The sequence below is a fragment of the Bacteroides sp. D2 genome (assembly GCF_025147085.1).
Taxonomy (GTDB): domain Bacteria; phylum Bacteroidota; class Bacteroidia; order Bacteroidales; family Bacteroidaceae; genus Bacteroides.
The window spans coordinates 4,188,725-4,213,693 of sequence record NZ_CP102261.1; the positions used below are offsets into that span (position 1 = coordinate 4,188,725).

The 24,969-nt window shown below is 44.5% G+C and carries 17 protein-coding genes; 5 read left to right on the forward strand and 12 right to left on the reverse strand.

Annotated features, from left to right (window positions below; genetic code table 11):
- The first annotated feature begins 1 nt into the window (after nucleotide 1).
- The 3 genes from NQ505_RS14845 to NQ505_RS14855 are packed head-to-tail and all read left to right on the forward strand — an operon-like array spanning nucleotide 2 to nucleotide 4,013.
- A complete protein-coding gene (locus tag NQ505_RS14845; RefSeq protein WP_008999126.1) occupies nucleotides 2-1,420 on the forward strand; it encodes a dihydrolipoamide acetyltransferase family protein in 1,419 nt (472 codons plus the stop codon).
- Between the two features lie 37 nt (nucleotides 1,421-1,457).
- Nucleotides 1,458-3,494, forward strand: coding sequence for a thiamine pyrophosphate-dependent enzyme (locus NQ505_RS14850; RefSeq protein ID WP_008999127.1), 2,037 nt, complete (start codon nucleotides 1,458-1,460; stop codon nucleotides 3,492-3,494).
- Between the two features lie 12 nt (nucleotides 3,495-3,506).
- On the forward strand, nucleotides 3,507-4,013 hold the full coding sequence (locus tag NQ505_RS14855; protein WP_008999128.1) for a flavodoxin: 507 nt from the start codon (nucleotides 3,507-3,509) through the stop codon (nucleotides 4,011-4,013).
- A 124-nt stretch (nucleotides 4,014-4,137) separates the two neighbouring features.
- Here the strand turns inward: NQ505_RS14855 and prmA are convergent, their stop codons facing one another.
- A complete protein-coding gene (gene prmA, locus NQ505_RS14860) occupies nucleotides 4,138-4,986 on the reverse strand; it encodes a 50S ribosomal protein L11 methyltransferase (RefSeq protein WP_008999130.1) in 849 nt (282 codons plus the stop codon).
- Between the two features lie 152 nt (nucleotides 4,987-5,138).
- Between prmA and NQ505_RS14865 the strand changes: the two genes are divergently transcribed.
- Nucleotides 5,139-6,485 carry a hypothetical protein gene (locus tag NQ505_RS14865; RefSeq protein ID WP_004297394.1) on the forward strand — a complete coding sequence of 449 codons (1,347 nt, stop codon included), beginning with the start codon at nucleotides 5,139-5,141 and terminating at the stop codon, nucleotides 6,483-6,485.
- 25 nt (nucleotides 6,486-6,510) lie between these two features.
- Complete coding sequence (locus tag NQ505_RS14870; protein WP_008999131.1) at nucleotides 6,511-8,106, forward strand: hypothetical protein; 1,596 nt, start codon at nucleotides 6,511-6,513, stop codon at nucleotides 8,104-8,106.
- A 120-nt stretch (nucleotides 8,107-8,226) separates the two neighbouring features.
- Here the strand turns inward: NQ505_RS14870 and NQ505_RS14875 are convergent, their stop codons facing one another.
- From NQ505_RS14875 to NQ505_RS14925, 11 genes are all read right to left on the reverse strand, one after another.
- Nucleotides 8,227-9,033, reverse strand: coding sequence for a fimbrillin family protein (locus NQ505_RS14875; protein ID WP_008999132.1), 807 nt, complete (start codon nucleotides 9,031-9,033; stop codon nucleotides 8,227-8,229).
- Nucleotides 9,034-9,072: 39 nt separating this feature from the next.
- Nucleotides 9,073-9,543 (reverse strand): nucleoside deaminase, encoded by a 471-nt coding sequence (locus NQ505_RS14880; protein ID WP_004297398.1) that lies wholly within the window; start codon nucleotides 9,541-9,543, stop codon nucleotides 9,073-9,075.
- Between the two features lie 155 nt (nucleotides 9,544-9,698).
- Entirely contained in the window at nucleotides 9,699-10,685 is a 987-nt protein-coding gene (locus NQ505_RS14885; RefSeq protein WP_008999133.1) for a Gfo/Idh/MocA family protein, read from the reverse strand.
- 449 nt (nucleotides 10,686-11,134) lie between these two features.
- Nucleotides 11,135-12,358 carry an alginate lyase family protein gene (locus NQ505_RS14890; protein WP_008999134.1) on the reverse strand — a complete coding sequence of 408 codons (1,224 nt, stop codon included), beginning with the start codon at nucleotides 12,356-12,358 and terminating at the stop codon, nucleotides 11,135-11,137.
- A gap of 41 nt (nucleotides 12,359-12,399) precedes the next feature.
- Nucleotides 12,400-13,824 (reverse strand): hypothetical protein, encoded by a 1,425-nt coding sequence (locus tag NQ505_RS14895; protein ID WP_008999135.1) that lies wholly within the window; start codon nucleotides 13,822-13,824, stop codon nucleotides 12,400-12,402.
- A gap of 15 nt (nucleotides 13,825-13,839) precedes the next feature.
- Nucleotides 13,840-15,354 carry an IPT/TIG domain-containing protein gene (locus NQ505_RS14900; protein WP_008999136.1) on the reverse strand — a complete coding sequence of 505 codons (1,515 nt, stop codon included), beginning with the start codon at nucleotides 15,352-15,354 and terminating at the stop codon, nucleotides 13,840-13,842.
- Between the two features lie 19 nt (nucleotides 15,355-15,373).
- Nucleotides 15,374-16,855, reverse strand: a complete 1,482-nt coding sequence (locus NQ505_RS14905) for a RagB/SusD family nutrient uptake outer membrane protein (RefSeq protein WP_008999137.1) — start codon at nucleotides 16,853-16,855, stop codon at nucleotides 15,374-15,376.
- Between the two features lie 20 nt (nucleotides 16,856-16,875).
- The gene (locus tag NQ505_RS14910; protein ID WP_008999138.1) at nucleotides 16,876-19,992 is read right to left on the reverse strand and encodes a SusC/RagA family TonB-linked outer membrane protein; all 3,117 of its coding nucleotides are present in this window, start codon (nucleotides 19,990-19,992) and stop codon (nucleotides 16,876-16,878) included.
- 23 nt (nucleotides 19,993-20,015) lie between these two features.
- Nucleotides 20,016-21,218: an alginate lyase family protein gene (locus NQ505_RS14915; protein WP_008999139.1), complete on the reverse strand. Its 1,203-nt coding sequence runs from the start codon at nucleotides 21,216-21,218 to the stop codon at nucleotides 20,016-20,018.
- A gap of 19 nt (nucleotides 21,219-21,237) precedes the next feature.
- Entirely contained in the window at nucleotides 21,238-22,407 is a 1,170-nt protein-coding gene (locus NQ505_RS14920) for an alginate lyase family protein (protein WP_008999140.1), read from the reverse strand.
- A 34-nt stretch (nucleotides 22,408-22,441) separates the two neighbouring features.
- The gene (locus NQ505_RS14925) at nucleotides 22,442-24,931 is read right to left on the reverse strand and encodes a glycoside hydrolase family 2 TIM barrel-domain containing protein (protein ID WP_008999141.1); all 2,490 of its coding nucleotides are present in this window, start codon (nucleotides 24,929-24,931) and stop codon (nucleotides 22,442-22,444) included.
- Nucleotides 24,932-24,969: the final 38 nt, after the last annotated feature.

Here is a 24,969-nt window from a genome sequence, read left to right on the forward strand (position 1 = left end):
TATGTCAAAATTCGAAATAAAAATGCCTAAGTTGGGCGAGAGTATAACCGAAGGGACAATCGTCTCTTGGTCTGTAAAGGTAGGTGATATGATTCAGGAAGACGATGTGCTTTTTGAAGTGAATACTGCCAAAGTAAGTGCGGAGATCCCTTCTCCCGTAGCGGGAAAAGTGGTGGAGATTTTATATAAGGAGGGTGATACGGTTGCTGTAGGAACAGTAGTCGCTATAATTGATTTGGATGGAGAAGAATCTTCAGGAACGGAGCCGGTAAACGAAGGAGTTGTAAGAGAGAAAGCCGATGCAGGTCAGGTTGCTGCAAATGTTTCTGAAACATCACCATCATCAGTGGAAACTGCTAAAAACGAATCAGCGAATACTGCATCGAAACCTGTTGTTGCAGAGGAAGAACGTTGGTACTCTCCTGTTGTGATCCAGTTGGCGCGGGAAGCTAAAATTCCGAAAGAAGAGTTGGATGCTATACAAGGAACCGGTTATGAAGGGCGATTGAGTAAGAAAGATATAAAAGATTATATTGAAAAGAAGAAAAGAGGAGGTAGTGTTGCACCGAAGCCGGCATCTGCTGTTGCTGCTCCGGCCGCAAGCAAACCATCAGTTGCTGTTTCTTCTGAACAGGCAAGTCCGAAGGTTGCTCCGGCTACATCTGCCGCTGCTATCCAGCCGGCTGCCACCTTATCTAAATCGTCTGCTCCTGTTGCAATGCCTGGAGTCGAAGTAAAAGAGATGGATCGTGTTCGTCGGATTATTGCCGACCACATGGTTATGTCTAAAAAAGTATCTCCTCACGTGACCAATGTAGTAGAAGTAGATGTTACCAAATTGGTGCGTTGGCGTGAAAAGAATAAAGACGCTTTCTTCCGTCGCGAAGGAGTGAAACTGACTTATATGCCTGTGATAACGGAAGCCGTGGCAAAAGCATTGGCTGCCTATCCACAGGTGAATGTATCGGTAGATGGATACAATATTCTTTTCAAAAAGCATATTAATGTCGGTATTGCCGTCTCTTTGAATGATGGAAATCTGATTGTTCCTGTGGTGCATGATGCCGATCATCTGAATCTGAACGGGTTGGCTGTTGCTATCGATTCTCTGGCCTTGAAAGCAAGGGATAACAAATTAATGCCGGAAGATATTGATGGGGGGACATTTACGATAACCAATTTTGGTACATTCAAGAGCCTGTTCGGTACGCCAATCATTAATCAGCCGCAAGTAGCTATCCTGGGAGTAGGATATATTGAGAAGAAACCTGCTGTTGTAGAAACTCCGGAGGGTGATACGATTGCAATCCGGCATAAAATGTACTTGTCTTTGTCTTACGATCATCGGGTAGTAGACGGAATGTTGGGAGGTAACTTCCTGCATTTTATAGCCGACTATCTCGAAAATTGGAAAGGCTGATAACTGATTGTTTCATTCATTAAGAACTTCATTACTCATGAAAAAGAAATATGATATAAAGACTACAGATGTAGAAACCCTGAAAAAGTGGTATCATCTGATGACATTGGGGCGTGCCTTGGACGAAAAGGCACCGTCTTACCTGTTGCAATCTTTGGGTTGGTCTTATCATGCTCCCTATGCAGGGCATGATGGTATTCAACTTGCTGTCGGTCAGGTATTCACCCTCGGTGAAGATTTCCTGTTTCCATACTACCGGGATATGTTAACCGTGCTTTCCGCCGGAATGACCGCTGAAGAAGTTATCCTGAACGGTATTTCCAAAGCAACGGACCCAGGTAGCGGAGGACGTCACATGTCGAACCATTTCGCCAAACCGGAATGGCATATTGAAAACATCTCCTCTGCTACTGGCACACACGACCTTCACGCAGCAGGTGTGGCCAGAGCAATGGTATATTATGGACATAAAGGCGTAGCCATCACTTCTCACGGAGAGTCGGCTACTTCCGAAGGATTCGTTTACGAAGCTATCAATGGTGCCAGCCTCGAACGTCTTCCGGTGATTTTTGTAATACAAGATAATGGGTATGGTATTTCCGTACCCAAATCGGAACAGACTGCCAACCGTAAAGTAGCCGAGAACTTCTCGGGCTTCAAGAACCTGAAGATTATCTATTGTAACGGAAAGGATGTATTCGATTCGATGAATGCTATGACCGAAGCACGGGAATATGCTATCAGCACCCGTAATCCGGTTATTGTGCAGGCGAATTGTGTCCGGATCGGTTCGCACTCCAATTCAGATAAACACACCTTGTATCGGGATGAGAATGAATTGGAATATGTGAAAGATGCTGATCCCTTGATGAAGTTCCGCCGGATGCTACTGCGTTATAAACGTCTGACCGAGGAAGAACTGCAACAAATAGAAGCTGATGCAAAGAAAGAATTGTCTGCTGCCAACCGGAAGGCTTTGGCTGCTCCCGATCCTGATCCTAAAAGCATTTATGATTTTGTAATGTCCGAACCTTATCAGCCACAGAAATATAAAGACGGTACACACGAGGCGGAAGGGGAGAAGACTTTTCTGGTCAATGCCATTAATGAAACATTGAAAGCTGAATTCCGCCATAATCCCGATACCTTTATTTGGGGACAGGATGTGGCAAACAGGGAAAAAGGAGGCGTGTTTAATGTAACCAAAGGTATGCAGCAGGAATTCGGCGAAGCCCGTGTATTCAGTGCGCCGATTGCGGAAGATTATATTGTAGGCACCGCCAATGGAATGAGTCGCTTTGATCCTAAAATTCATGTGGTGATTGAGGGAGCGGAGTTTGCCGATTATTTCTGGCCTGCCGTAGAACAATATGTGGAGTGTACACATGAGTACTGGCGTAGCAACGGGAAATTTGCTCCGAATATAACTCTGCGTCTGGCTTCCGGTGGCTATATCGGTGGAGGCTTGTATCATTCTCAAAACCTGGAGGGAGCTTTGACCACTTTACCGGGGGCACGTATTGTCTGCCCATCTTTTGCGGATGATGCTGCCGGATTACTTCGTACCAGTATGCGATCCAAAGGCTTCACGCTGTTCCTCGAACCGAAAGCATTGTATAATTCGGTAGAAGCAGCGGCAGTAGTGCCGGAAGATTTTGAAGTACCTTTCGGGAAAGCACGTATTCGTCGTGAGGGATCAGATTTGAGCATTATTACCTATGGCAATACTACCCATTTCTGTCTGCACGCAGCAGAACGATTGGAAAAAGAAGGTGGCTGGAAAGTGGAAGTCATTGATATTCGCTCCTTGATTCCGTTGGATAAAGAGGCGATATTCGAATCGGTCAAGAAAACGAGCAAGGCATTGGTGGTTCATGAAGATAAAGTATTCTCCGGTTTTGGTGCGGAGCTTGCTGCTATGATTAGTGGAGAGATGTTCCGCTATCTCGATGGACCGGTGCAGCGTGTCGGTTCTACTTTTACTCCTGTCGGTTTTAATCCGATTTTGGAAAAGGAAATTCTGCCGGATGAGGCCAAGATATACGAGGCTGCCCGGAGATTATTGGAATATTAAATAGTGTGGATTATGAAAAAGATAGGTTTATTTTATGCTACCAAAGCCGAAAGAACGAGTTGGGTGGCAGAGAAAATACAGAAAGAATTCGGTAAGGAAAAGATAGAGACAGTGCCTATTGAACAGGCTTGGCAAAATGACTTTGCTGCTTATGACTGCTTCATTGTGGGTGCTTCCACTTGGTTTGATGGAGAACTTCCTACTTATTGGGACGAACTGTTGCCGGAACTCCGGACAATGAAATTAAAAGGTAAGAAGGTTGCTATTTTCGGTCTGGGAGATCAGATACGCTATCCGGAGAATTTTGCAGATGGAATCGGTCTGTTGGCGGAGGTATTTGAAGAAGATGAGGCTACTTTAGTTGGTTTTACTTCTTCCGAAGGTTATACTTTCGAACGTTCCAAAGCTTTACGTGGTGAGCAGTGGTGCGGTTTGGTTGTCGATTTGGATAATCAGTCCGAGCAGGCGGAAAAGAAAATAAAAGCATGGTGTCAACAGGTAAAGAAAGAGTTCGCGTAACAACTTTGTTTCTCCTTATAAGATAGTGACGCTATCCGATACAAATAGTGACGGTATATGCTTGGGATAGCGTCACTATCCCAAGCATATACCGTCACTATTTTTTCTACATCCATCAGAACTCTTATCCTTTATAAACAAACTTCACCTCTGCCCAGCGATTCTTCTCTTTATAATGAACGAAAGTCAATCCGTTCTTTTCCGCTTCTTCGCGGATGGCGGTAATATCGTCTACATAAAATCCACTCATATAGAGTTCGGAATCCGTATGCATGCAGGCAACATATTGCTTCATATCATTCAGTAATATATTCCGGTTGATGTTGGCGATGATAACGTCGAAAGGTCCTTTTCCTGTAAGCGACGAGGCATCTCCTTGTGAAACGGCAATATCGTCTACGTGGTTCAATTCGATATTTTCGATGGAGTTTCGTACACACCATTCATCAATGTCGATGGCTGTACAGGGGCGTGCGCCCCGCATACGTGCGAGGATGGCAAGAATTGAAGTTCCGCAGCCCATATCGAGCAGAGATTTATCTTTCAATTCGCTGTCCAACAATTCTTCAATGATGAGGCTGGTAGTCTCGTGGTGTCCTGTTCCGAAGGCCATTTGAGGATTGATGACAATGTCATATTCCGCTTTGGGAATATCTTGGTGGAAAGTGCTGTGAATCACACATCGGTTTCCGATAATGATGGGTTGAAAGAAATTCTTTTCCCATTCTTCATTCCAGTCCTTATCTTCCGCTTCGGTGTATGTATAAGTAATATCCGTATCGGGTAGGGGGAACTCGGTGATGGCAATCTTGATGGCGTTTTCATCACAGATTGTCTGTTGGATATATGCGGTCAGTCCGCCTTCACACTCAACAAAACTTTCAAACCCGACTTCACCCAGTACGGCAGCCAGTACGTCAGTGACGATTTCTGTGCAAGGGTGGGTGCGGAATGTGAACTCAAAATACTTCATAGTTGTTTTTAATTCTGGTGAATAATGGACAAAGATAGTTAGAAATAGGGATTTCCCTATTATCCTTTGGGGAAAATCTCCCTCGGACGAAAAATCTCTTCCTTATCTTTGTAACATGAATAAGTTTAAGTAATTACATAAACCGAGATGATATGAAAAAGATTGTTTATTTCTTGCTATTTGCCTTGTGCCTCCCGATAGGCTTGATGGCACAAAGCGTTGATGACGACCTTTACTTCATTCCTTCAAAAGACAAACAGGAGAAGAAAGAAACTCCGGTTAAGAAGGAAACGAAGAAACAGGTGACCAACATCTATACTTCACCGGGTACTACAGTAGTGGTTCAGGACCGTAAGGGAAGAACACGGGATGTGGATGAATATAACCGCCGTTACGATGCACGTGATAATGAATTCGTAATGGATAATGATACCTTATATATAAAAGAAAAATCTAATCCGGATTTGGACGGAGAATGGGTGACAGGCGAATTCAATGGTACGGAAGACGACTATGAATACGCTGAACGTATCATCCGTTTCCGCAATCCTCGTTTTGCTATCAGCATCAGCAGCCCGTTGTATTGGGATGTAGTTTACGGTCCGAATTCATGGGACTGGAATGTATATACCGACGGTATGTATGCTTATGCGTTCCCGACATTCAGTAATCCACTCTGGTGGGATTGGCGTTATGGCTCTTACGGCTGGGGATGGAACTATGGCTGGGGATGGAATCGTCCTTATTACGCTTGGGGATATTCTCCGGGTTATTGGGGCGGCTGGTATGGCGGCTACTGGGGTGGCTGGTATGGCGGCGGTTATTGGGGACATCATCACCACTGGCACGGTGGTCCTAGCTGGGGCTGGGGCGGAGGTGGAAGACCTTATTATGCCGGACGTAGTGTGATAAATGGAAATAACCGTTCCTATTATTCAGGTTCGAGAAATTATAATTCTACTTCTTATAGAAGAGGAACAGGTTCATCAACTACACGGCCTACTAATTCTTCAGTTGGACAAAGTGTTCGTCGTTCCGGTACCACTACAGGTGCAAATAGCAGAGTAGTAGGAACACGTGATTATACTCGTAGCAGTAGTAATGGTTCTGTTCGTTCGGGAAGTTCATATTCTCGTAGGAATACGGAAACATACACACGCCCAAGCAGTACACGTAGTTCCGGTACTAGCACACGTAATTCTGGTTCTTCCTATACTAGAAGTAACAGTTCAACGGGAAATTCCAGAACAAGTACTAGTCGCAGTAGCGGTAGTAGCTACTCACGCGGAAGTTCAACTTCCACATCACGAAGCTATACACCTGATAGATCATCATCCCGCTCTTCCAATTCAGGTAGCTATTCAAGAAGTAGTGGAAGTAGCTACTCATCAGGTAGCAGTGGTAGTTATTCTCGCAGTTCTGGTAGCAGTGGCAGTTCTTCACGTAGTAGTGGCGGTGGTGGCTCTTCACGTAGTTCTGGCGGTAGCTATAGAAGATAATTTATAATTTCAAAAGAGATTGATTATGAAAAGTAATAGAATATTAGCGATTTGTATTCTTTTGATAGGCGTAGGATTTCTAAATGCTCAAACAACTATCTATGATGCAAACCGATGGATGGGAAGTGATTTAAATGGAACTGCTCGTTTTGTAGGTATGGGTGGTGCTATGGGAGCCTTGGGTGGAGATATTACCACTATGGGAACCAATCCTGCCGGTATCGGAATTTATCGCAGCAATGATTTTATGGTGTCATTTGGTTTTGATAATACAGGAACAAAAGCTAATGGAGCGAGTCTTGACAAGTTTCATGGCTCATTCGATAATGCCGGATTTGTGTTCTCTACAAAAATAGGGAATACAACAGCGTTGAGATTTGCCAACTTTGGTTTCAATTATCGCAAAATGAAGTCATTCAATAGAAGTATGCTGATGAGTGGAGTATTCAATACCTCTCAAACAGTGCAGATGGCAAATATGGTGAACTTTGATTCATACGGAGGTTTTGATCCATTTACAGAAGCAGCTTTGAGGAGCGATGATGCTTTCCAAAATCCGGAATTGCCTTGGTTGGGTATTATGGGATATAATGCTCATTTAGTGAATCCTGTTTACGGGGAAGTTGATCCTGATAATCCGGATGCAGAACCTCCCTTTGAGGGGTATCTGCCCTATTTTCAGGCAGGAGATGCTGTGAGTCAGTCCTATCGTTCAAAAGAAAGTGGAGGCATCCATTCTTTTGATTTGAATGGTGCGTTGAATTTTTATGATCGTTTTTATGTTGGAGCTACATTAGGACTTTACAGTGTGAATTATGATAGAACCAGCGAATATAATGAAGACTTTACAGATAAGGATGGAAATGGGCATGGAGGATATACCTTAGGAAATGACTTTTGGGTAGATGGTAGTGGAGTTGATTTTAAACTTGGTTTCATTCTTCGTCCTTTTGAGTCATCTTCATTCCGTATAGGTGCTGCTGTGCATACTCCGACTTTCTTTAGTTTGAAGGAACGCAATACTGCTTATCTTGCTTTTGATTTAAATGAAGAAACAAAGGATATTACCAGACCTTATGATGCTCGTGGAAATGATACTGAAGGAGAATATGAATATAAATTAGTTACTCCGTGGAAATTCAATGCAAGTATGGGATATACTATCGGTTCTTCCGTTGCATTGGGAGTTGAGTATGAATATTCAGACCGTACTAAAGCTAAAATGAAAGATCCGGACGGATATGAATTAGGTCAGACGGAAGACATTAAAGCGATGATGAAGCCTGTTCATACACTTCGTGTTGGAGCTGAATTTAAGCTAGCACCGGAATTTTCATTCCGTTTGGGATATAATCATATAACTGCTCCTTTGAAATCAGACGCTTTTAAGTATCTTCCTGTAAACTCAATGCGTACTGATACGGAGTTCTCTAATCCGGGTGCTACTAATAATTATACATTCGGTTGTGGTTATCGTGGTGAAAGTTTCTATGTGGATATGGCATATTTGTATAACACTTATAAAGAAACATTCTATGCTTTTGATAGTTTAGAATTACCAGGAACAAAGGTAACCAATAATAATCATAAGGTGGTTCTTACCGTAGGTATGCGCTTCTAATCTAATAAAGAGACAGTTTTCAATTTCAATAATAACTTTTGTGTGTAAAAAATCCCTGGAATGCTGAGTGTCTACAGCGGTTCCGGGGATTTTTATTAGTATCACTTTTATTCTTTTGTTTTATCTGCGTAACGGAGTCCGTTCATCAATAATTCCGCGGCCTCCGTAAAGTCTCATCGTAACAGGACTTCCGGCTTCTATGGTAATATCCTGATCTGCGATGATAGGTTCTTCCTTATCGTCTACAACTACAGAACCAATCTTCTCACCAGCCTTGATTATCTGTGGAATCAAGTTAGTCAGGATACCTTCTGAAATTTTCCGGATACTGATATATTCCGGGGTTGCATTCTTGTCAGCTTCGATTTTACCGTTGAAAAGATCCTGCACACCTTTGTTCTTCAAGAAAAGTTTAACGATTGCTTTACCTTCGTACGGGTTGCCTTTTTCATCAAGTAGAATAACGGGCGCAGTCATTCGCTTGAATGTAAGGGCTACATTGCTAGAACCTTTGCTGGCTTGGGCTGTGCCGAACAAATATTCTAAACCGCCTTTGATGTCACGGTAGCGACTAAAGAGGGATCTAGTCGTTACATCACCGGACAATTCGGGATAATGAGCATAGAAAGTTACAGCTTCCGCATCTGTAGCTGTCTCGCTCCAATTTTGGTTATCTACTCCCAAAGTAAAAGGCTGATATTCCTGCTCGGAAACGGACATTGAAATGACGTCTCCAGCTGAAAAACTACTTTTTAAAGGGAGTGACAGGTTACTGCTGCTACGAGTAACAGCGTCAGTGATACTTTCATTGTCGACAGTAGTAAGAAAGTTGATACCTTCTTTACTGGGATCTTGCAGTTCTTCTTGCTGTTGACAACTGAACAGGCATACTGATGCCATGACAAATAAAAGGCTTTTTCTTTTCATTTGAGGGGTAATTAATAGGTTAATAATAGTGAGAGGTTTTTAATATTCTACTCTGTCTTCTTTGGCCGCCCAGGCTTTGAAGGCAGTAAGGGCTTCATTATGCAATAAGATTTCGGAAGGAAGCTTTCTGTCTTCAGGCTTCAGTTCCAGTTCGTCATAGATAAAAGAGTCGTCGAAGCCAATATTCTTGGCATCGGTCTTATTGTTTCCATAGTACATTTTATCCAATCGTGCCCAGTAAATAGCACCGAGACACATGGGACAAGGTTCGCAGGAAGTATAGATTTCGTATCCGCTAAGATTAAAAGTACCGAGTTTGGCAGCTGCGGCACGTATTGCACTCACTTCGGCATGAGCAGTTGGGTCACAAGATGCCGTAACACGATTTACTCCTGTTGCAACTATTTCCCCCTCTTTCGTGGCAATCACAGCACCGAAAGGACCTCCACCATTTTCAACATTTTCTTTGGAGAGCTCGATCGCTTTCCGCATTAAGTCTTCTCTAGTCATGGCACAAAAAATATATTGTTAGTTTCATTTTCCCTTTGCTTCTTTTTACAAAGATAGAAAAAACTAACAATATACAATGGAATATTCCTATTAATTTTTTAACAGTATCAGTAAACTTCGCAAGAAAATGATACTTTTTTTTGCTTTTTTTCGGGTTATAGTTTACCTAATATCTTGTCCATTACCCAGTTAGTGAGCGTTGCGCTTTCCCCGTCGCAGGAGCAAACGGACTTACCTAATAAGTGATCGACCACTGCCTGAATAAGAGGTTGTTGCACATGTTCCGGGTTACCGATACAGATTTCTTCCCGTCCTTTTTCGGTATGCAAGCCGATAGGCTCATAAGTAAAGACAGAGAAACAAATCATTCCCTTGTCACCGATAATTTCAATACGATCTTCGCGGGCAGAGTCATGGGCTACAAAACACCAGGAACCGCTACCAACCAATCCGTTATCAAATTGGAAACAGGCGCTTAATGTATCTTCGGCAGGATAAAGTCCACCCCGATTGCTCTTATAACCACTTGCTTCGAGGATGCAGCCGAACATATCCTGCAACAAATCAATCTGGTGCGGAGCAAGATCATAGAAGTAACCACCTCCGGCAATGTCAGCCTGCACACGCCAGGGAAGATTCTCGCGATTGTAATCCAAATCGCGTGGCGGCTGGGCAAAACGAATCTGCACATTGATAACATTACCGATAGTCCCGTTCTCTACCAATTCCTTTACTTTCTGGAAATAGGGGAGATAACGGCGATAGTAAGCAACGAAACAGGGAACTCCCGTTTCATTGGATATGCGGTTGATACGCGTACATTCTTCATACGTCACAGCCATTGGTTTCTCAATATAGGCAGGTTTGCCTGCTTTCATGGACATAATGGCATACGTAGCATGTGAAGAAGGAGGAGTGGCAATGTAGATGGCATTTACTTCCGGATCATCGATCAGTTCTTGTGCATCGTCATACCATTTTTTGATTCCTCTCTCTTTGGCATACGCTTTCGCTTTCGCACCGTCACGACTCATCACGGCTACGACTTCCGAATGTTCTACTTTCTGGAAAGCGGGACCACTTTTTGTCTTGGTTACTTCTCCACAACCAATGAAGCCCCATTTGATAATCTTTTCACTCATAATATATACCTATTGTGTCTGCTTAAACAAACCCCAAAGATAAAGCTATTTTTTGTCAAGAGCAACTTTATTGATTATTAACTTAGCAGAGACAGTGGGAAAACAGACATTGCGTTTTACTTCAATAGAGGTTCTGTTTTACCTGAACAGACGGTCTGTTTGGTGAGAACAGAGCCTCTAAAAGATGGCAACGCACACTCTAATTCCGGTAAGAAGCAAGGTGAAGACCGCTATGCCCCGGGTTGAAGGAGAATGAGTACCGGGCAAAACAGAGAAGAAAGCCGGGGTGGGGGAACTTTCCCCTCTATGAATATGATTTTTTCTTTGATATATAAAAAGAAAGGAGGGAATCATAATTCCCTCCTTTACGTGCAGTTTAATTGAAACTACTTTATCATTAACTCTGTAAAGATACGACATTCGGAAGCGAAAGTCAAGTCTTTGGGAGTTTATTTACTTTCCTCTTTCAGGAAAAGAAGATTAAAAAGATCTTTCGGATTGTTTTTTCGGAACTGCTGGTATGCCTTTAAATAATCAGTGCGAGTGGAATCGAGCAGATACAGTCGATACAGGTCTTTACATAATTCCTGTTGTTTACCGTTCCATTCGCTGATTTGCTTGTAAGGCCATTCTTTGACTCCCTTACCAAGATATGGCTTCAGAAAATCGGCAGCTTTGTAAATGCTTCGTCCGTCAGCAGAACTGACAGAAAGAACAGGTACATGGGCTTTTTCTCCCATAGTCGCAATATCTATCAGATGTTGCAGATTAAATTCTGAATATCCGAAAGCCAATGTCCGGCGTAATTCTTCGGGCTGTTTGCCGTCCGGTTCAATCTGTTTGAATACCCGCTTCTTGGGAACTTCCCGAAGTATCCGTTCGGCTACTTTATGATTGCCTGTATAGAGTGCAAATGCAATGGCTTGTGCATCATAAGCAGTACTATGATTGTTGGGGCGGCTGGCTTCTTCTTTTCCTTGTTCGCTAGTCAGAATCCAGTCCAGTAATTGCCCGAACCATTTTTTTAGCTGCTCTGAATCTTTCGAGGTGAACGAACGGGATTTTTCAAGAAGCTGGACGGCATCCAGCATTTCCACTAACGAATAAGTATCTATCACACCATAGCAACGGCCAAGATCGTTATTATGTCCGGGCGCAACCTGTGCATATTTCAGATGTGGATTCATGCAGGTTTTCTTATCCAGAAACCAGACACGAATCTGCTTGGTTGCTTTCAGTGCATACTGTTCTTTGCCACTGAAATACCACGCAAGTGCGAGTGTAGTGACATTATTAGCCATCTCTCCCAAGCGGTTACGGTCCAGTTTATCTAGTTCCGGATTGGATACACCATCACGGCTGATATAAGGTTTACCGTCCGGCTTGGTAGGGTCCGGCCAGAAATAGCGTGCCTGGCTCAAGTAGTCGTGCTTGTCTCCGCTTGGTGGCGTTTTATCTTTCATCATAACAGAAAGATGGTGGGCGTTTAAAGCCTTGTCTGCCTGCTTTAGTAAGTTCTGATAAGTGGCGCTGTATGCGGGTTGGTTGAGAGACTTTTTCACTTGTTCCAGATGTTCCGCATTCCAGATGCTCTGGGCGCAAACAGTCATTGCAACAATACTGAAAGCCAGTGACAAACGGATTCTCTTGGAGTAGTTCGCTCGTAAATTCATGGGATAATATAACTTTTTGGGTACTCGTTTTATTGTATTGCCTATTTCTCGTAATATACATTCATAATGATGGTGTTCAGTTTTCTGTCTGTTTGAATATTCAGCTGTTTCACCCAAATCAATCCGAATTTCTCCTTATGATAGAAGTAATACACTTCTCCTGCTGCAACAGTCGGAGTATTTGTTTTGATATCAGACGCTTTCACATCTCCGATGTCATCCCGAATATTGGTGATTTCACCGTTTGTTACTTTGGCAATCAGTGCGTCATCCGTGACTTTTTTGAACGGAGTTGTCTGTGTAGATTCTTTCCAGATGGCATAATCATTCAGATTCAAAGCTGTACCATTGCAAAACTGACTGTTCAGAAGATTGGTTCCGATATTGGCTGGGTTCAACAGACGTGCTGTGGGCGCACCGCTAGTATTATCCATTGCGAAAGTAACCCATTCCTTATGTTCGATTACATCACATGGAGTCATCGTCCGTCCATTCGTAACATCAAAGAAAGCATTCTCCGTTCCATGACTTCCCAGTTCGATATCTTCCCAAAGGACGTATGGCAGGGTAGGGGTCGGTTTCACAGTTACGCTTCCCGATACGGCTAGTTCCTGATTATCTCCCAACACGTTGTCATACACTAATACTACGTTGTCAATCACTAAATTTTCGGTAATATCTTCGGGAGCATTGAAAGAAAGACTGGTAGCGGTAGCTGTAAACTCGTAAGATTGACCGTTTACCATCAGTTTCTTGATAATATTCAGGTTGGTTCCGGCCAGCGTAATAATGGCTCCTGTGCCCACTTCTCCTTCCAGAACAGTGGTGACAGTGGGAATAACCGGTGGCACGATTACTTCAAAATCATTGGATACATTCACGGTATTGGTAGTATATGTAACGCTCAACTGAACTTTTTTAGTGACATCGAAAGTTGAGGGCACAGTTACCATAAGTGAAGTATGTGAACGGTCCGGATTGGGATCGAAAGATACCACTTGATCTCCAAAGTTTACCTTAGTAATCAGGTGCATATTCTTTCCTGTAAGTGTGATCTTATCTCCGATAGTAGCAGAACTTACATCAGCGGTGACACCCGGCACTACCACTTCGAAAGCATCACTCAAAGTAAGTTTGTGTACAGAATTGTAAGTGGCAACGACAGAGATATGCTGTGTCACTTCAAAATTATCGGGCACCGCCACTATCAGCGTGGTTTGCGAACGGTTGGATGGCTCGGTGGTGATGTTGACCACCTGATTGTCAAAAGCCACTTTAGAGATCAGATGCATATTCTGTCCAGTAAAGGTAACCTCGTCACCGATTGCTACGGAATAATCCGTAGCCGGTGGATTGACAGATGTTTCCGGAATTATAATTTCATTGTCACGGGTACATCCGTACAACAAACCTATCAGGCAGAACAAGACTGCCGATAATGCGGTAAATTTATATTGTCTTTTCATTGTCTTTCGTCTTTTTTAGTAACGTTGGTAATACAGGTCGAAAGTAATCGTTGCATTGGCATCATTCGTCGCCTTAACAGCGTCAAAGTCTACATTGACAGAACGGATAATCATAATACCGAATTTATTCTTCTTCAGATTCTTGAACACAACGACACTACCTACCTTGTATATATTCGATGCTTCTTTATCCTCTGCTTCTGTTTTCTGACGGCTGCGTACCGAGTTGGAACCTTCCGCATCCATATCGATATTGAATAATGCTTTGGTAATCTCGTCGGTAGGAGATATTTCTTCGATGTTTCCTTCTTTAATGTTTCTAATCAGTTCGCCATATCCTTTGCTTTCCTGAAGTACAAGAAGTTTGGTGACAGTAGAAGTAAACTCACCAAAGTTTTCGTTGACTTCGGCTTCCGTAGAAGAACTCTTCAATGGAGGTAATGGAGTACCGTTACACCAGTAGTTTCTCAAATTAGCCTTTACGTTCTGCGGACCGTTCAATGCAAAGTCATTGTTACTGTTGTGTACCGCTGCAAAATCAATCAGGGCACGGGAATCAACATCTTTCAGAATACAAGTGGTGGAAACCTGTCCGGCAGTTCCGTTAATCATATTACCGAAATCTTCATTGCGGTGTGCGCCCATCTTCAGATTCGGATAGCTGAATACTCTCGGAATAAATACATAACAGTCATTCCGTAGTGTCAGACTGCCTGTTCCCTCATAATATTTGGCCAGAACATCCACAGTAGCACTCTCCGGCAATTCCGGAACACGGAATACAATGCTGTTGGCGGTCTTCTCAACGAAGTTAGTCACTTTCACTTCATCCCCGAAATGGATGCTTTCAATCAGATTCAGGAAAGTTCCGTTGAGGGTAATCAAACTTCCCTCGGTCACCCGTTCTGCCATTGCGTCAATGGTCGGAATATCTTTGATGATCTCAAAATCAGGGCCCTCCGGTTGAGTGAACTGCTCTCCTGTAGAGTCAAGATAATAGAGGGAGATAGGAGCAGCATCCGTGATGACGAAAGGAATGGTTGCTACGATTTCTCTTTCGGATTGATAGGAGATAGAAGCCTCTTTATCACCGAAACACACTTTGGACACGATGTCCAGATTCTCACCCTGTATTTCAATCTGATCCCCCACGTGCGCTTCGGCAGGAACACTCTTCACTTGGGGAACCGGATATACAATCGTAAATGACTGCTCACTTTCCGTCTTTTTTTCTTTTGTACTAAGAACGATTTTCCCGTTTCCGGCATTGGCGGGAACTACAATAACAATCTCCTGTTGAGAGAGCTTATAGCGTATCGTAGCTTCTACGCCACCAATTGTTGCCTTTTGTATATCGCGCAGGAATTCTCCTTTGATAGTGATTTCCTGTCCGAACTTACCGCTTGTCGGGGTGAACTCTATAATTTGAGGATCACCCTGCTCGATGACATCAGTCGATTCTTTTTCGTTGCAACCTGCCAGCGCAGTGAGAACGAAGAAGATGAATAGGCTATAGAATTTATTTTTCATGATTCTGTGTCGTTTAGTATTAATAGTTAGGGTTCTGTGTAATGACGCCCGGATTATTGTCGATTACGCTTTGTGGAATCGGCAGTATCAACTGATAATCCTTTAACTTGTTGATCTGTTGGGTGTAGCCTGCATAGAAATCCCATTCAGTTTCCTGAATATGCTTGTTGATTACCTCTATGGCCTTGCCCCAACGCAAGAGGTCGAACCAGCGTTGATTTTCGAAAGCCAGTTCCAGACGACGTTCTTTCTCAAGATAGGTGCGGAATACGTTACGAGTAGTCACTGCATCACTCTCGATTTTGCTTAGTCCGGCACGTTCACGTACCAGATTCAGGTATTTCAATCCGGCAGAGGGACCGTCTACTTCGTTCAATACTTCCGCATACATCAGTAGTACATCTGCATAACGAATGATAGGCCAGTCATTTTCAGCATCGTATCGTATAGATACTTCCGAAAGGAACTTCTTTACATAAGCCACTTGTGCTTCCACATCTTTGCTCTTATCATAATAACTGTCTGCCATGCTGACGTCCTTTCTCAAATCCTCTTTGCTGTAAGCGGCGGATATTTCTTTCGTAGGATAATTCTTACCGTCACCGCTACCCGTGATTACGTTCGCGCCACTGTTTTGCGGTGCAAATGTATTGGCAAACGGAGAACCGATTCCCAAGCTACCGCTTTTGTAGCGTACAGTGAAGATAATATCATCGTTCATCTCTTTGGTTGTATCAAACACATCGGCATATTTGACATTCAGTGTCTCGCCTTTGGCAGTCACTACATCGCTTAATAACGGTTTGGCATCTTCATACCGTCCGAGGGTAAGATACACTTTAGCCAGTAGAGATTTGGCTGCCAGTACTGTGGCACGTCCCAGATCATTAGAGCTGTATGTGATGTCCTGTAAATCCGTAACGGAACGTTTCAGGTCGTCGATGATTTGCGCATAAGTGGCCTGCACCGAACTGCGGTCTTTCTTTAGTGATTCTGCGATACTGATCTCTTCTGTCACCAGAAAGGTTGGGCCGAAGAGACGTACCAGATTGAAATAATGATAGGCGCGGATAAAGAGAGCTTCACCCTCGAATTGTGCACGTTTCTTTTCGTTCTCCACTACGGCCAGCACTTCGGGTTTCAGTATTGAGTTGCAGTTATTGATATTCTGATAGGTAGCTTCCCAGTAGGTGCGGATATTCGGGTTGCTGGCGTCCATTGTTCCAAGGTCCAGTGCCAGCAGTTGCATGAATGCGTCGTTGCTGGAACGGGTGCCGTTCATGCGAGTGTTGTCCGAGCGAAGTTCCGTCAACGCCCATTCTATATTCAGTGGAGCATGTATGCCTCCGTAACAACCGATGACGGCTGTGTTCACTTCCGCTTCATTTTGGTAGAAGTTGATATCGGCTATGTAAGAGTCCGGCGTGATGTTCAGGTCGCAGGAGGCGAGTCCCAACGCACAGGTTGAGAGAATACCGATGAATGTATGTTTTAGTTTCATTGTTATTTGTCTTTAAGGAGTTAGAAATTAAGTTCGAATCCGAAAGTGACTGTCGATTGCAGGGGGAACCCACCTGACTGGTAACCGTTGATAAGAGGAGAACTGTAAGAACCACTCGTCTTACGTGCTTCCGGATTAATACCACGGTAGTCCTTGGACCAGATATAGAACAGGTTCTGTCCTGAAGCATAAAGACGGAGTGAACTGATACCGATCTTCTTCAACTGCTTCTTATTGAACTTATAGCCTAAAGTCACATTGCGCAATGCTACATACGAGCCGTCTTCAATCAGGTAATCCGTAAATTCCCAGGCGACACCGCCATTTGCTGCGAAAGAGGGAGTTTTTCCGTCGCCCGGATAGTCTGCACTGATCCAGCGGTTTTTCACGTAGTTGCGGTTGAACTTCTTGGTTTCGGTAAAGTAGCCGTCACCGTTGAATACATCCAGTCCGTGAACTCCCTGAATCATAACGTAGAGGTCGAAGCCTTTCCAGGTCAGTGTATTGGTGAATCCCCATGTTGCTGTCGGGAATGGGTTGCCGATTTCTGTACGGTCTTTGTCATTAATCACTCCGTCGTCGTTGATATCTACAATCCGGAGACTGCCTGGTACGGCACTGGCCAAGTGGGGAACAGCGTCCACTTCTTCCTGACTTTTGTAAATACCGTCTGTCTTGTAGCCGAAGAAAGAAATGGCTCTCTTGCCTACCTGTGCCAGATATGTTTCGTTACGTTCACCCGTAGAGATCAGTCGTTCTTCTCCCGAAAGTTCCAGTAACTTGTTGAAGTTGGAAGAGATATTGAATGAGCTTTCCCATTCAAAATTCTTGGTGCGGATATTATGGGTATTCAGTTCCACCTCAATACCACTGTTGCGGATACGTCCGATATTATTCCAGTAATTATTGAATCCGGTGAAAGAAAGAACCGGCTGTTTGAATAATAACTGTTTGGTGATGGAGTAGTATCCGTCCACTGTCAGGTTGATACGGTTGTTCAGGATGCTCAAGTCGAATCCGGCATTGTATTCGTAAGTCTGTTCCCAAGTGATGCGGTTGTTACCTTTGGTTTCGCTGGTCTTGGCGAGTCCGGAGATCAGATTGCCATTTCCCTCTCCCAATGCGTAATTGTTGGGATAGAGCAGGTCATAGTATGAATTGGCAGGAATGCTGTTATTACCTGTCACACCGAAACTGGCACGGACTTTCAGCAGGTTCAGCCAACCGAATTGTTTCAGGAAAGATTCTTCCGATGCACGCCATCCTACGGATACCGAGGGGAAGTAACCCCATTGATGACCGTCGGCAAACAGAGAGCTTCCGTCTGTACGGATACTGGCAGAAAGCAGGTATTTCTCATCGTAACTGTATGTGGCACGTGCCAATAGGGACATCATTGCCGTACGGTATTTCTGGGTATAAGTTCCGTCGAGGTCGAAAGAAGTTGCAGCGTTCAGCGTATGGATATAGTCGGTGGGGAAGCCCAGTCCGACGATACCGGCAGTTCTTTCAGAAGTAGTCTGCGCTGTATAGCCGGCCAGTATGGAGTAGTCATGCTTCCCTGTCTTTCCGGTATAGTTTAACGTGTTCTCGCTCAATAAGTCGATATACAGACGGTTGGTATAAGTACCCATAGCAGATTCTTCATCTTTCTTGGCAGCATAATCGCGATATTGATTGTTCTGGCGATACTTGATAAAGAAGCCGTTGGAAGTGGTGAATACCAGTCCTTTCATCAGTTGGACGTTGAAAGAAGCATTCGCCTGCAGGTTGTAGTCCTCGCGGAAACGTTCTTCCGTATCCATCAGTGAACGCGGATTGTTGTTGCTCGAACCAAAAGGACTGCTGGTTGGGGTGAAAGTTGTTCCGTCTTCACGGGTATAGGTAACATTGCTGAAGTCACTGCCTCGTGCATACGAACCGATAGGTTTGCCGGTTAGCGCAGAAGTGGCAGCAGTATGGCGTACAGGCATGAAAGAGGGTGTACGATAGAAATCCATGAAGTTGGTGGCAGGAGTTTCTGTCTTGGTGTATGACGGTGCCAGATTCAAACTGAAATCTACCCGTTTGGATAGTTGGGCAGTGATGCGTGAGCGCAGGTTCAGGCGGGTATAGTTGCTGTTGAGCATGATACCGTCTTCCTGTGCATAGTTGCCCGAAATATAATAAGTGATGTCATTCTTACCACCTGATACGGAGAGCTGCACCTGGTGAATCTGCGGACTGCTGTTCAATCCTTCTTTCTGCCAGTCGGTGTAGTTATCAATGAGACCGAAAGCCTCCTCTGTCTGTGACATTGTTTTATTTTTCAATACCGATTCGTATCCGATCATGCTGCAATAATCTTGTGAACTCATGATGGGATGTAACTTATAAGCCCATTTCAAACCGGTGGAGGCTTTCACGCTGTATTTCGGTTTACTGGCTTTTCCTGTCTTGGTAGTAACCAGGATGACGCCATTGGCTGCACGTGAACCGTAGATGGCTGCCGAAGCGGCATCTTTCAATACTTCGATGGAAGAAATATCTGCCATATCGAGTGTGGAAAGACCGTCCGGTGTGGGATAACCGTCGATGACAATCAGCGGAGAACTGTCGGCACTGATAGAACCCATACCACGTACACGGATTTGCGGGGCGGCTCCCGCTTCGGAAGTAGAGTTCTGTATATTGACACCGGCAATTTTACCTTGTAATAACTGGTCTACCTGGGTCACGGGAATATCTGTCAGGTTGTTGATATCCATCTTGGACACAGATCCCGTCAGGTGAGACTTTTTCTGCACACCATAACCAACGACTACCACTTCATCTAGTGTCTTTGTATCTTCCAGCAGGTGAATATCCAATTTGTTTTTACCGTTGATGGCAACTTCCTGTGGCGTGTATCCGATGTATGAAATCACCAGGATAGACTTGGAAGAGGGGACACTCAACGTAAACTGACCGTCCATGTTGGTGATTGTACCTGCGGTACCACCTTTTACTTTCACATTCGCTCCGGGGATTCCACCCTGACTGTCGGTCACTGTTCCGGTGACGGTAAACGACTGTGCATAAGTGACGGTAACGCACGGAACACAGAATAACAGCATCAATGCCATTACCAAAGGGTAATGAATAAATTTGTTCCTCATCTGATTAGTATTTTAAGTGTTTCTTATTCTAAACTATAGATTAAATGAATTCTTTTGTTAGCGGGTGTCTCGCGGAATTGAGCGCCGATGGCTTCATATCCGGCTTTCGGATCAAAGAAGGAGGCACGGCGAAGAATCCAGCAGGCTTCTTCCTGTTTTTTGTCCCATTCCTTGATTTGTTGGTAAGGCCATTCGCTCTGTGGTTTACCGATATATGGAATCAGAAATTTCAGTGCTGCCGTGATGGAACGTCCGTCCTGACTGGTGGCGTTGTAAATATCCTGTCCCAGCGTGGAGGCGATTGAACACATATCGAGCATGTGTCCCAGATTGAAGATCGTATATCCCAGGGCAGTGGTACGTGCAAGTTCCAATGGTTGTTTGCCATCCGGTTCTATCTGTGCGAACAAACGCTTTTCGGGAAACTCCTGAATGGTTTTCATGGCAAGGTCTTGATTGCCTGTATATAGAGCATAAGCTGTCAGTTGCACGTCATAAGCCAGACCGTGATTGTTCTTTGCTCTCTGTTCTTCGGCAGCTACGGGACTGGTCTGCATCCATTCCACTAGTTGCGTGAACCATTCTTTCATCCCTTTCTTTACTTTGGGAGTAAATGCTTTCGAGTTCTCCATTAATGTCATGGCATCAATCATTTCCGTGAACGAGTAAATATCAATCATGCCTGCACCACGTCCCATGCCTTTATTCTTTCCGGGGATGGTTTGTCCGTAAGTGAGGTTCGGATTCATCTTTGTCTTGGCATCCAGGAACCAGACATTCAGGAAGTCTACGGCTTTTTGCGCATATTTCTCATCACCGGAGAAGTAATAGGCAAGTCCCAGTGTGGTGACTGCTTTCGACATATCTCCCAGTTTGTTGCGGTCGAGCTTATCCAATTCCGGATTTCTTTGTCCGTCTTTACGGATATAGGGCAAACCGTCAGGCTTGGATGGATCCGGCCACCAGTAAGGGCCCATGCTCATATAGTCGTGTTTGTCTCCGCTATCTGCTGTCATTGTTTTGTCCATTACGGACGGTGGAGTCATCTTCAAAGCTTTGTCGGCATCTCTTAAAAGAGTTTTGACGGCAGGGGCATATAGAGGTGAATCGGCTTTTTCTTTTACTTTGGCTAATTTTTCCGCAGCATAGATGCGGGTGTTGGCTACCTGTGCGTTCAGTGTGAAAGCAGAGGCGAACAATAATGTGCATACTAATAAGTTTTTCATATTCTATTGATTTTCTAGTTTATTGAATCCATAATAACGGGTGACGGATGGGAAGATTACGTACCACCTCTTCGTTGGTGGGGAAATGCTCCAGTTGCATCCATGTTTTGAAATATTCTTTATTGAAATGATGTAACGTGCCGAATAACAGGAACGGTTGCGCCACTGGCCATTCTTTCCAAAACATAATGTCGGGTTGTCTCTTCCAGCTACTTTTGTCTTTTACGTATGGATAAAGCCAGGCGATACCCTTATCGATGTTTTTGCCGTCCGGTGTGGTGTAATTCCATATATCTTCTTCTCCGGTAGTGAGCAGTTGGCAGATAGTGGCCATTGCGTCGAGGTTGAAAAGAGAATAACTGTAGGGCTTGGTGCGTTCCAGTTCTAAAGGGAAACTGCCGTCTGCAGCCATTTGATTGGGTAAAAGTACTGTTTTATAACGTTCCGTGCAAAAACGAACCATTTCCCGATTGTCCGTGAACAAGGCAAAGGCAGCGGCTTGCATGACCCAGCAGGTGCCATGATTGTTTTTCGCTTCCATTTCTTTGATTCCGTAACGGTGTGTGGACATCCAGGTCAGATAATCGGAGAACCATTGTTTGATAGTCCGCACTTCTTCCTTGTCAATCATCCCTTTCGCTTCCATAAGGCGGAGCGACTGCACTACTTCGATCAGGTGAATCGTATCGATGATTCCTATCCCTCGTCCTGTTGCTACTCCCTTGATGGCCTGTGCATACAGCAGATTGGGATTCATCTGTGTGTCCGGGTTGACAAACCATGCCCGGATATGTTGCATGGCTGCATCGGAATATACTTGTTTACCCGTAAGTATCCAGGCGGAAGTAAGGTCGCCTACCAGTTGGTTCATGCGAATCATGGCCTGCCGATGTGCTGTGAAATTCTCTGGATTGGTTTCTCCGTCCCGGCGGATATAAGGACCGTCGGGAGCTTCCGGATTCGGCCACCAGTAATCACCCTCCGAATAGAAGTCATGAATACCTCCGGCACTTCTTGTCGCACGGGTAGCGGTCACTGTGACCGGTTCCTCATGAAGTGCGGCATCTGCCCGTTGTATCGTTTCTTTTTCTAAAAGGTGACGAATCTGTTCGGCTGTGTCTTCTCCGGCAACTGCCGTAGCAGTGCCAAAGAATATAATGAAACCTATTGAAATTATTGTCTTTCTCATGGTGCTTTTCTCCTTTCTTATTCAGCTTTCACTTCTATTCGGCTTTCACTTCGATGAAAGCAGTTTGAATGCCCGGTGATTTTACAGCTACCTGGCATGTGCCGTTCAAGTCAATGCGAATTGCAGCTCTGCCATTATAAGCCTGTACTTTCCGGGAGCCGGTGGATGTTCCTAAGTTCTGAATCAGTTTTCCGTCTCCCGCAGCTTCAAATGAGATTACATTTGCCGCGTCCAGGCAGGGGATCCCTTTGTTGTCTGTCAGTTGGGCTTCCACCCATACGATAGAACCTTTATCGGGGTATGTCTTCAACTTCAGCTGTTTCGGATTGCTCCATTCTTCTGTCTGGTAGTTGAAACTTATTTCATCCGTAATGGCTGCTTTCATGTTACCTTTACCGGGTCCTTTCACAGCGACCGCTTTTATGTTATTTTCTCCTGCTTTCAGTATGCAGTTCCAGTGAAGTCCCGCTGCCGGAAAGTCCTGGCTGTTGCGTTGCTTGACTCCCTGACTGACGCCGTTCACGAACAGCTCTACTGCTGCACAGTTGGAATATACCAGAATTTCTTTTTCTTCGTTCGCTTTGCCCCATCGGGTCCGCCAGTTATGACCGTAAATATGAATCATTGGCTGTTTAGTCCAGTAAGACTGGAAGACGTAGTAGGCTTCTTTTTTAGTAAGATCCCGTTCTACCACTCCTTTTTGATTGACGTATGGCACCGGATTATCGGGGCGGAGAGGGGTGGAGAAATCTTTGAATACCCAAAAGGCGGTTCCTGTCAGCCAAGGCATTGTTTCTTGCTCTTTCAGGTGCCAGTCGAATAGTTTTACGATGTACGTTTCCGACCAGTCTCCATCTCTGGAAGCACGGGGATCTCCGCCTTGGAGGGCGAAGTCGCCTGCCCGTTCGTCGGCACTGTTTCCACCCGTAATTGCTTGTAGCGGGTTGAAAGGATATTCGGAATGACGTCCGGCATGTGAGTCACCTCCCCATTCTACGTGCAGGAAATGTTTCACCCGTTTCATCTCTTTCTCCGAAATACTCTTGTAGTCTGTAAATTGTCCGCGATACCAGCCTGCCCAAATGGAGGGAGAATAGACATCTACAATATCATTGCAGAAATCACATCTGCGGATGGAAGTCATACGTGACGGATCGAGTTGGTGTGACAAGTCATTCAATTCTTTCATGAAAGCGCGGATGGCCGATTGTTCGAATGTTGAGAAATCATTGGGCCAGTCATTTTCATTTCCCAATCCCCAAAGGATGACGGAGGGATGATTGTGATGCTGGGTAATCATGTTGGTCAGCATCCGGCGAGCTTGTGCCTGATATTTCTCTCCTCCCAGTCCACCTCTGCACCAGGGGATTTCTTCCCATACCAAAATGCCTAACTGATCGCATAAACGGAGGATGATGTCCGATTGTTGGTAATGTCCCAAACGGATAAAGTTGACTCCCATCTCTTTAATCAGTTTCATTTCCGCTTCCATTTGTTCTTCTGTCATAGCGGCGCCTACTCCGGCATGGTCTTCATGCCGATGGGTTCCTCTTAACAGTAGACGTTCTCCGTTCAACCGGAAAGGTCCGTTTTCAATGAATTCAAAGTGGCGGAATCCGATGGATTCTGTAATAGTCTGTTTGCTTTGAGGAGTAGTCAATGTCAGTTCGCAGGTATAGAGTTGAGGCTGGTCGGGACTCCACAGAATCGGATTCTTAATCGTTGTCTCGAACAGGGGATTTGTCCCCAATGGAAGAACTGTCGTTGTCTGTTCCCATACCTTTTCTCCATTAGGTGCCTTTAATAAAAGGTGAATGCTTGCCTGGCGAATATCATTCGGATTATGAAATGTTCCTTGTATCTTTAGAGAAGCGCTTTTCATATCTTTCTCTACAGGGTTTTCTATCTGTATATTGCTGAAAGACACTTCGGGCTGGTAAATCAGATTCACGTAGCGATAAAGGCCGCCGTATAAGTTGAAATCTGACAGGTCGGACGGAATCATCTCCGTATCTCTGGTATTATCGCAACGAACGGACAATGGAATTCTGCCATTGAAGCGTTTAGCGCAATCCGGGTTGGCAAGGGCTTGTTGAACGGCTTCGGTGATATCGACACTCCAACCGTCGTAGCCTCCTGTGTGACTGGCTACTTTATACGTATAGACATACACTTCCGTTTTTGGTCCTGCTCCCTCAAACTCCAGTATGATGCGTCCATTGAGATATGGATTCTTGATAGAAAGCTGCGTGCGATACCATCCTGCGCCCTGATAATAATTGATATCCGGGTCTACCGCATCTTCTGCATTGAAACAGTGGGGTAGGGTAACCTGTTGCCAGATAGGCACTGCTTCGGAAGAACCGGGAGCGGCGGGACGTACTGCTTCCCAAATGCTTCCAAGGTCACCTTTCAGGTATTCCCATGAGTCTGTCAGCCGGATTCTTTGTTGAGTCGGAATCATGGCATTCAACGGGAGTATCAGCAGAATGAACAGGATGAATATGGAAGATAATCTTTTCATAATTAGTAATGTACTAATAAGGATAAATAGTAAAGTGA

Coding starts and splice junctions, on each gene's coding strand:
- NQ505_RS14920 (WP_008999140.1), bottom strand. CDS start 22,407: ATGAGAAAGACAATAATTTCAATAGGTTTCATTATATTCTTTGGCACT.
- NQ505_RS14890 (WP_008999134.1), bottom strand. CDS start 12,358: ATGAATTTACGAGCGAACTACTCCAAGAGAATCCGTTTGTCACTGGCT.
- NQ505_RS14895 (WP_008999135.1), bottom strand. CDS start 13,824: ATGAAAAGACAATATAAATTTACCGCATTATCGGCAGTCTTGTTCTGC.
- NQ505_RS14855 (WP_008999128.1), top strand. CDS start 3,507: ATGAAAAAGATAGGTTTATTTTATGCTACCAAAGCCGAAAGAACGAGT.
- NQ505_RS14870 (WP_008999131.1), top strand. CDS start 6,511: ATGAAAAGTAATAGAATATTAGCGATTTGTATTCTTTTGATAGGCGTA.
- NQ505_RS14905 (WP_008999137.1), bottom strand. CDS start 16,855: ATGAAACTAAAACATACATTCATCGGTATTCTCTCAACCTGTGCGTTG.
- NQ505_RS14915 (WP_008999139.1), bottom strand. CDS start 21,218: ATGAAAAACTTATTAGTATGCACATTATTGTTCGCCTCTGCTTTCACA.
- prmA (WP_008999130.1), bottom strand. CDS start 4,986: ATGAAGTATTTTGAGTTCACATTCCGCACCCACCCTTGCACAGAAATC.
- NQ505_RS14885 (WP_008999133.1), bottom strand. CDS start 10,685: ATGAGTGAAAAGATTATCAAATGGGGCTTCATTGGTTGTGGAGAAGTA.
- NQ505_RS14865 (WP_004297394.1), top strand. CDS start 5,139: ATGAAAAAGATTGTTTATTTCTTGCTATTTGCCTTGTGCCTCCCGATA.
- NQ505_RS14900 (WP_008999136.1), bottom strand. CDS start 15,354: ATGAAAAATAAATTCTATAGCCTATTCATCTTCTTCGTTCTCACTGCG.
- NQ505_RS14875 (WP_008999132.1), bottom strand. CDS start 9,033: ATGAAAAGAAAAAGCCTTTTATTTGTCATGGCATCAGTATGCCTGTTC.
- NQ505_RS14845 (WP_008999126.1), top strand. CDS start 2: ATGTCAAAATTCGAAATAAAAATGCCTAAGTTGGGCGAGAGTATAACC.
- NQ505_RS14880 (WP_004297398.1), bottom strand. CDS start 9,543: ATGACTAGAGAAGACTTAATGCGGAAAGCGATCGAGCTCTCCAAAGAA.
- NQ505_RS14925 (WP_008999141.1), bottom strand. CDS start 24,931: ATGAAAAGATTATCTTCCATATTCATCCTGTTCATTCTGCTGATACTC.
- NQ505_RS14850 (WP_008999127.1), top strand. CDS start 1,458: ATGAAAAAGAAATATGATATAAAGACTACAGATGTAGAAACCCTGAAA.
- NQ505_RS14910 (WP_008999138.1), bottom strand. CDS start 19,992: ATGAGGAACAAATTTATTCATTACCCTTTGGTAATGGCATTGATGCTG.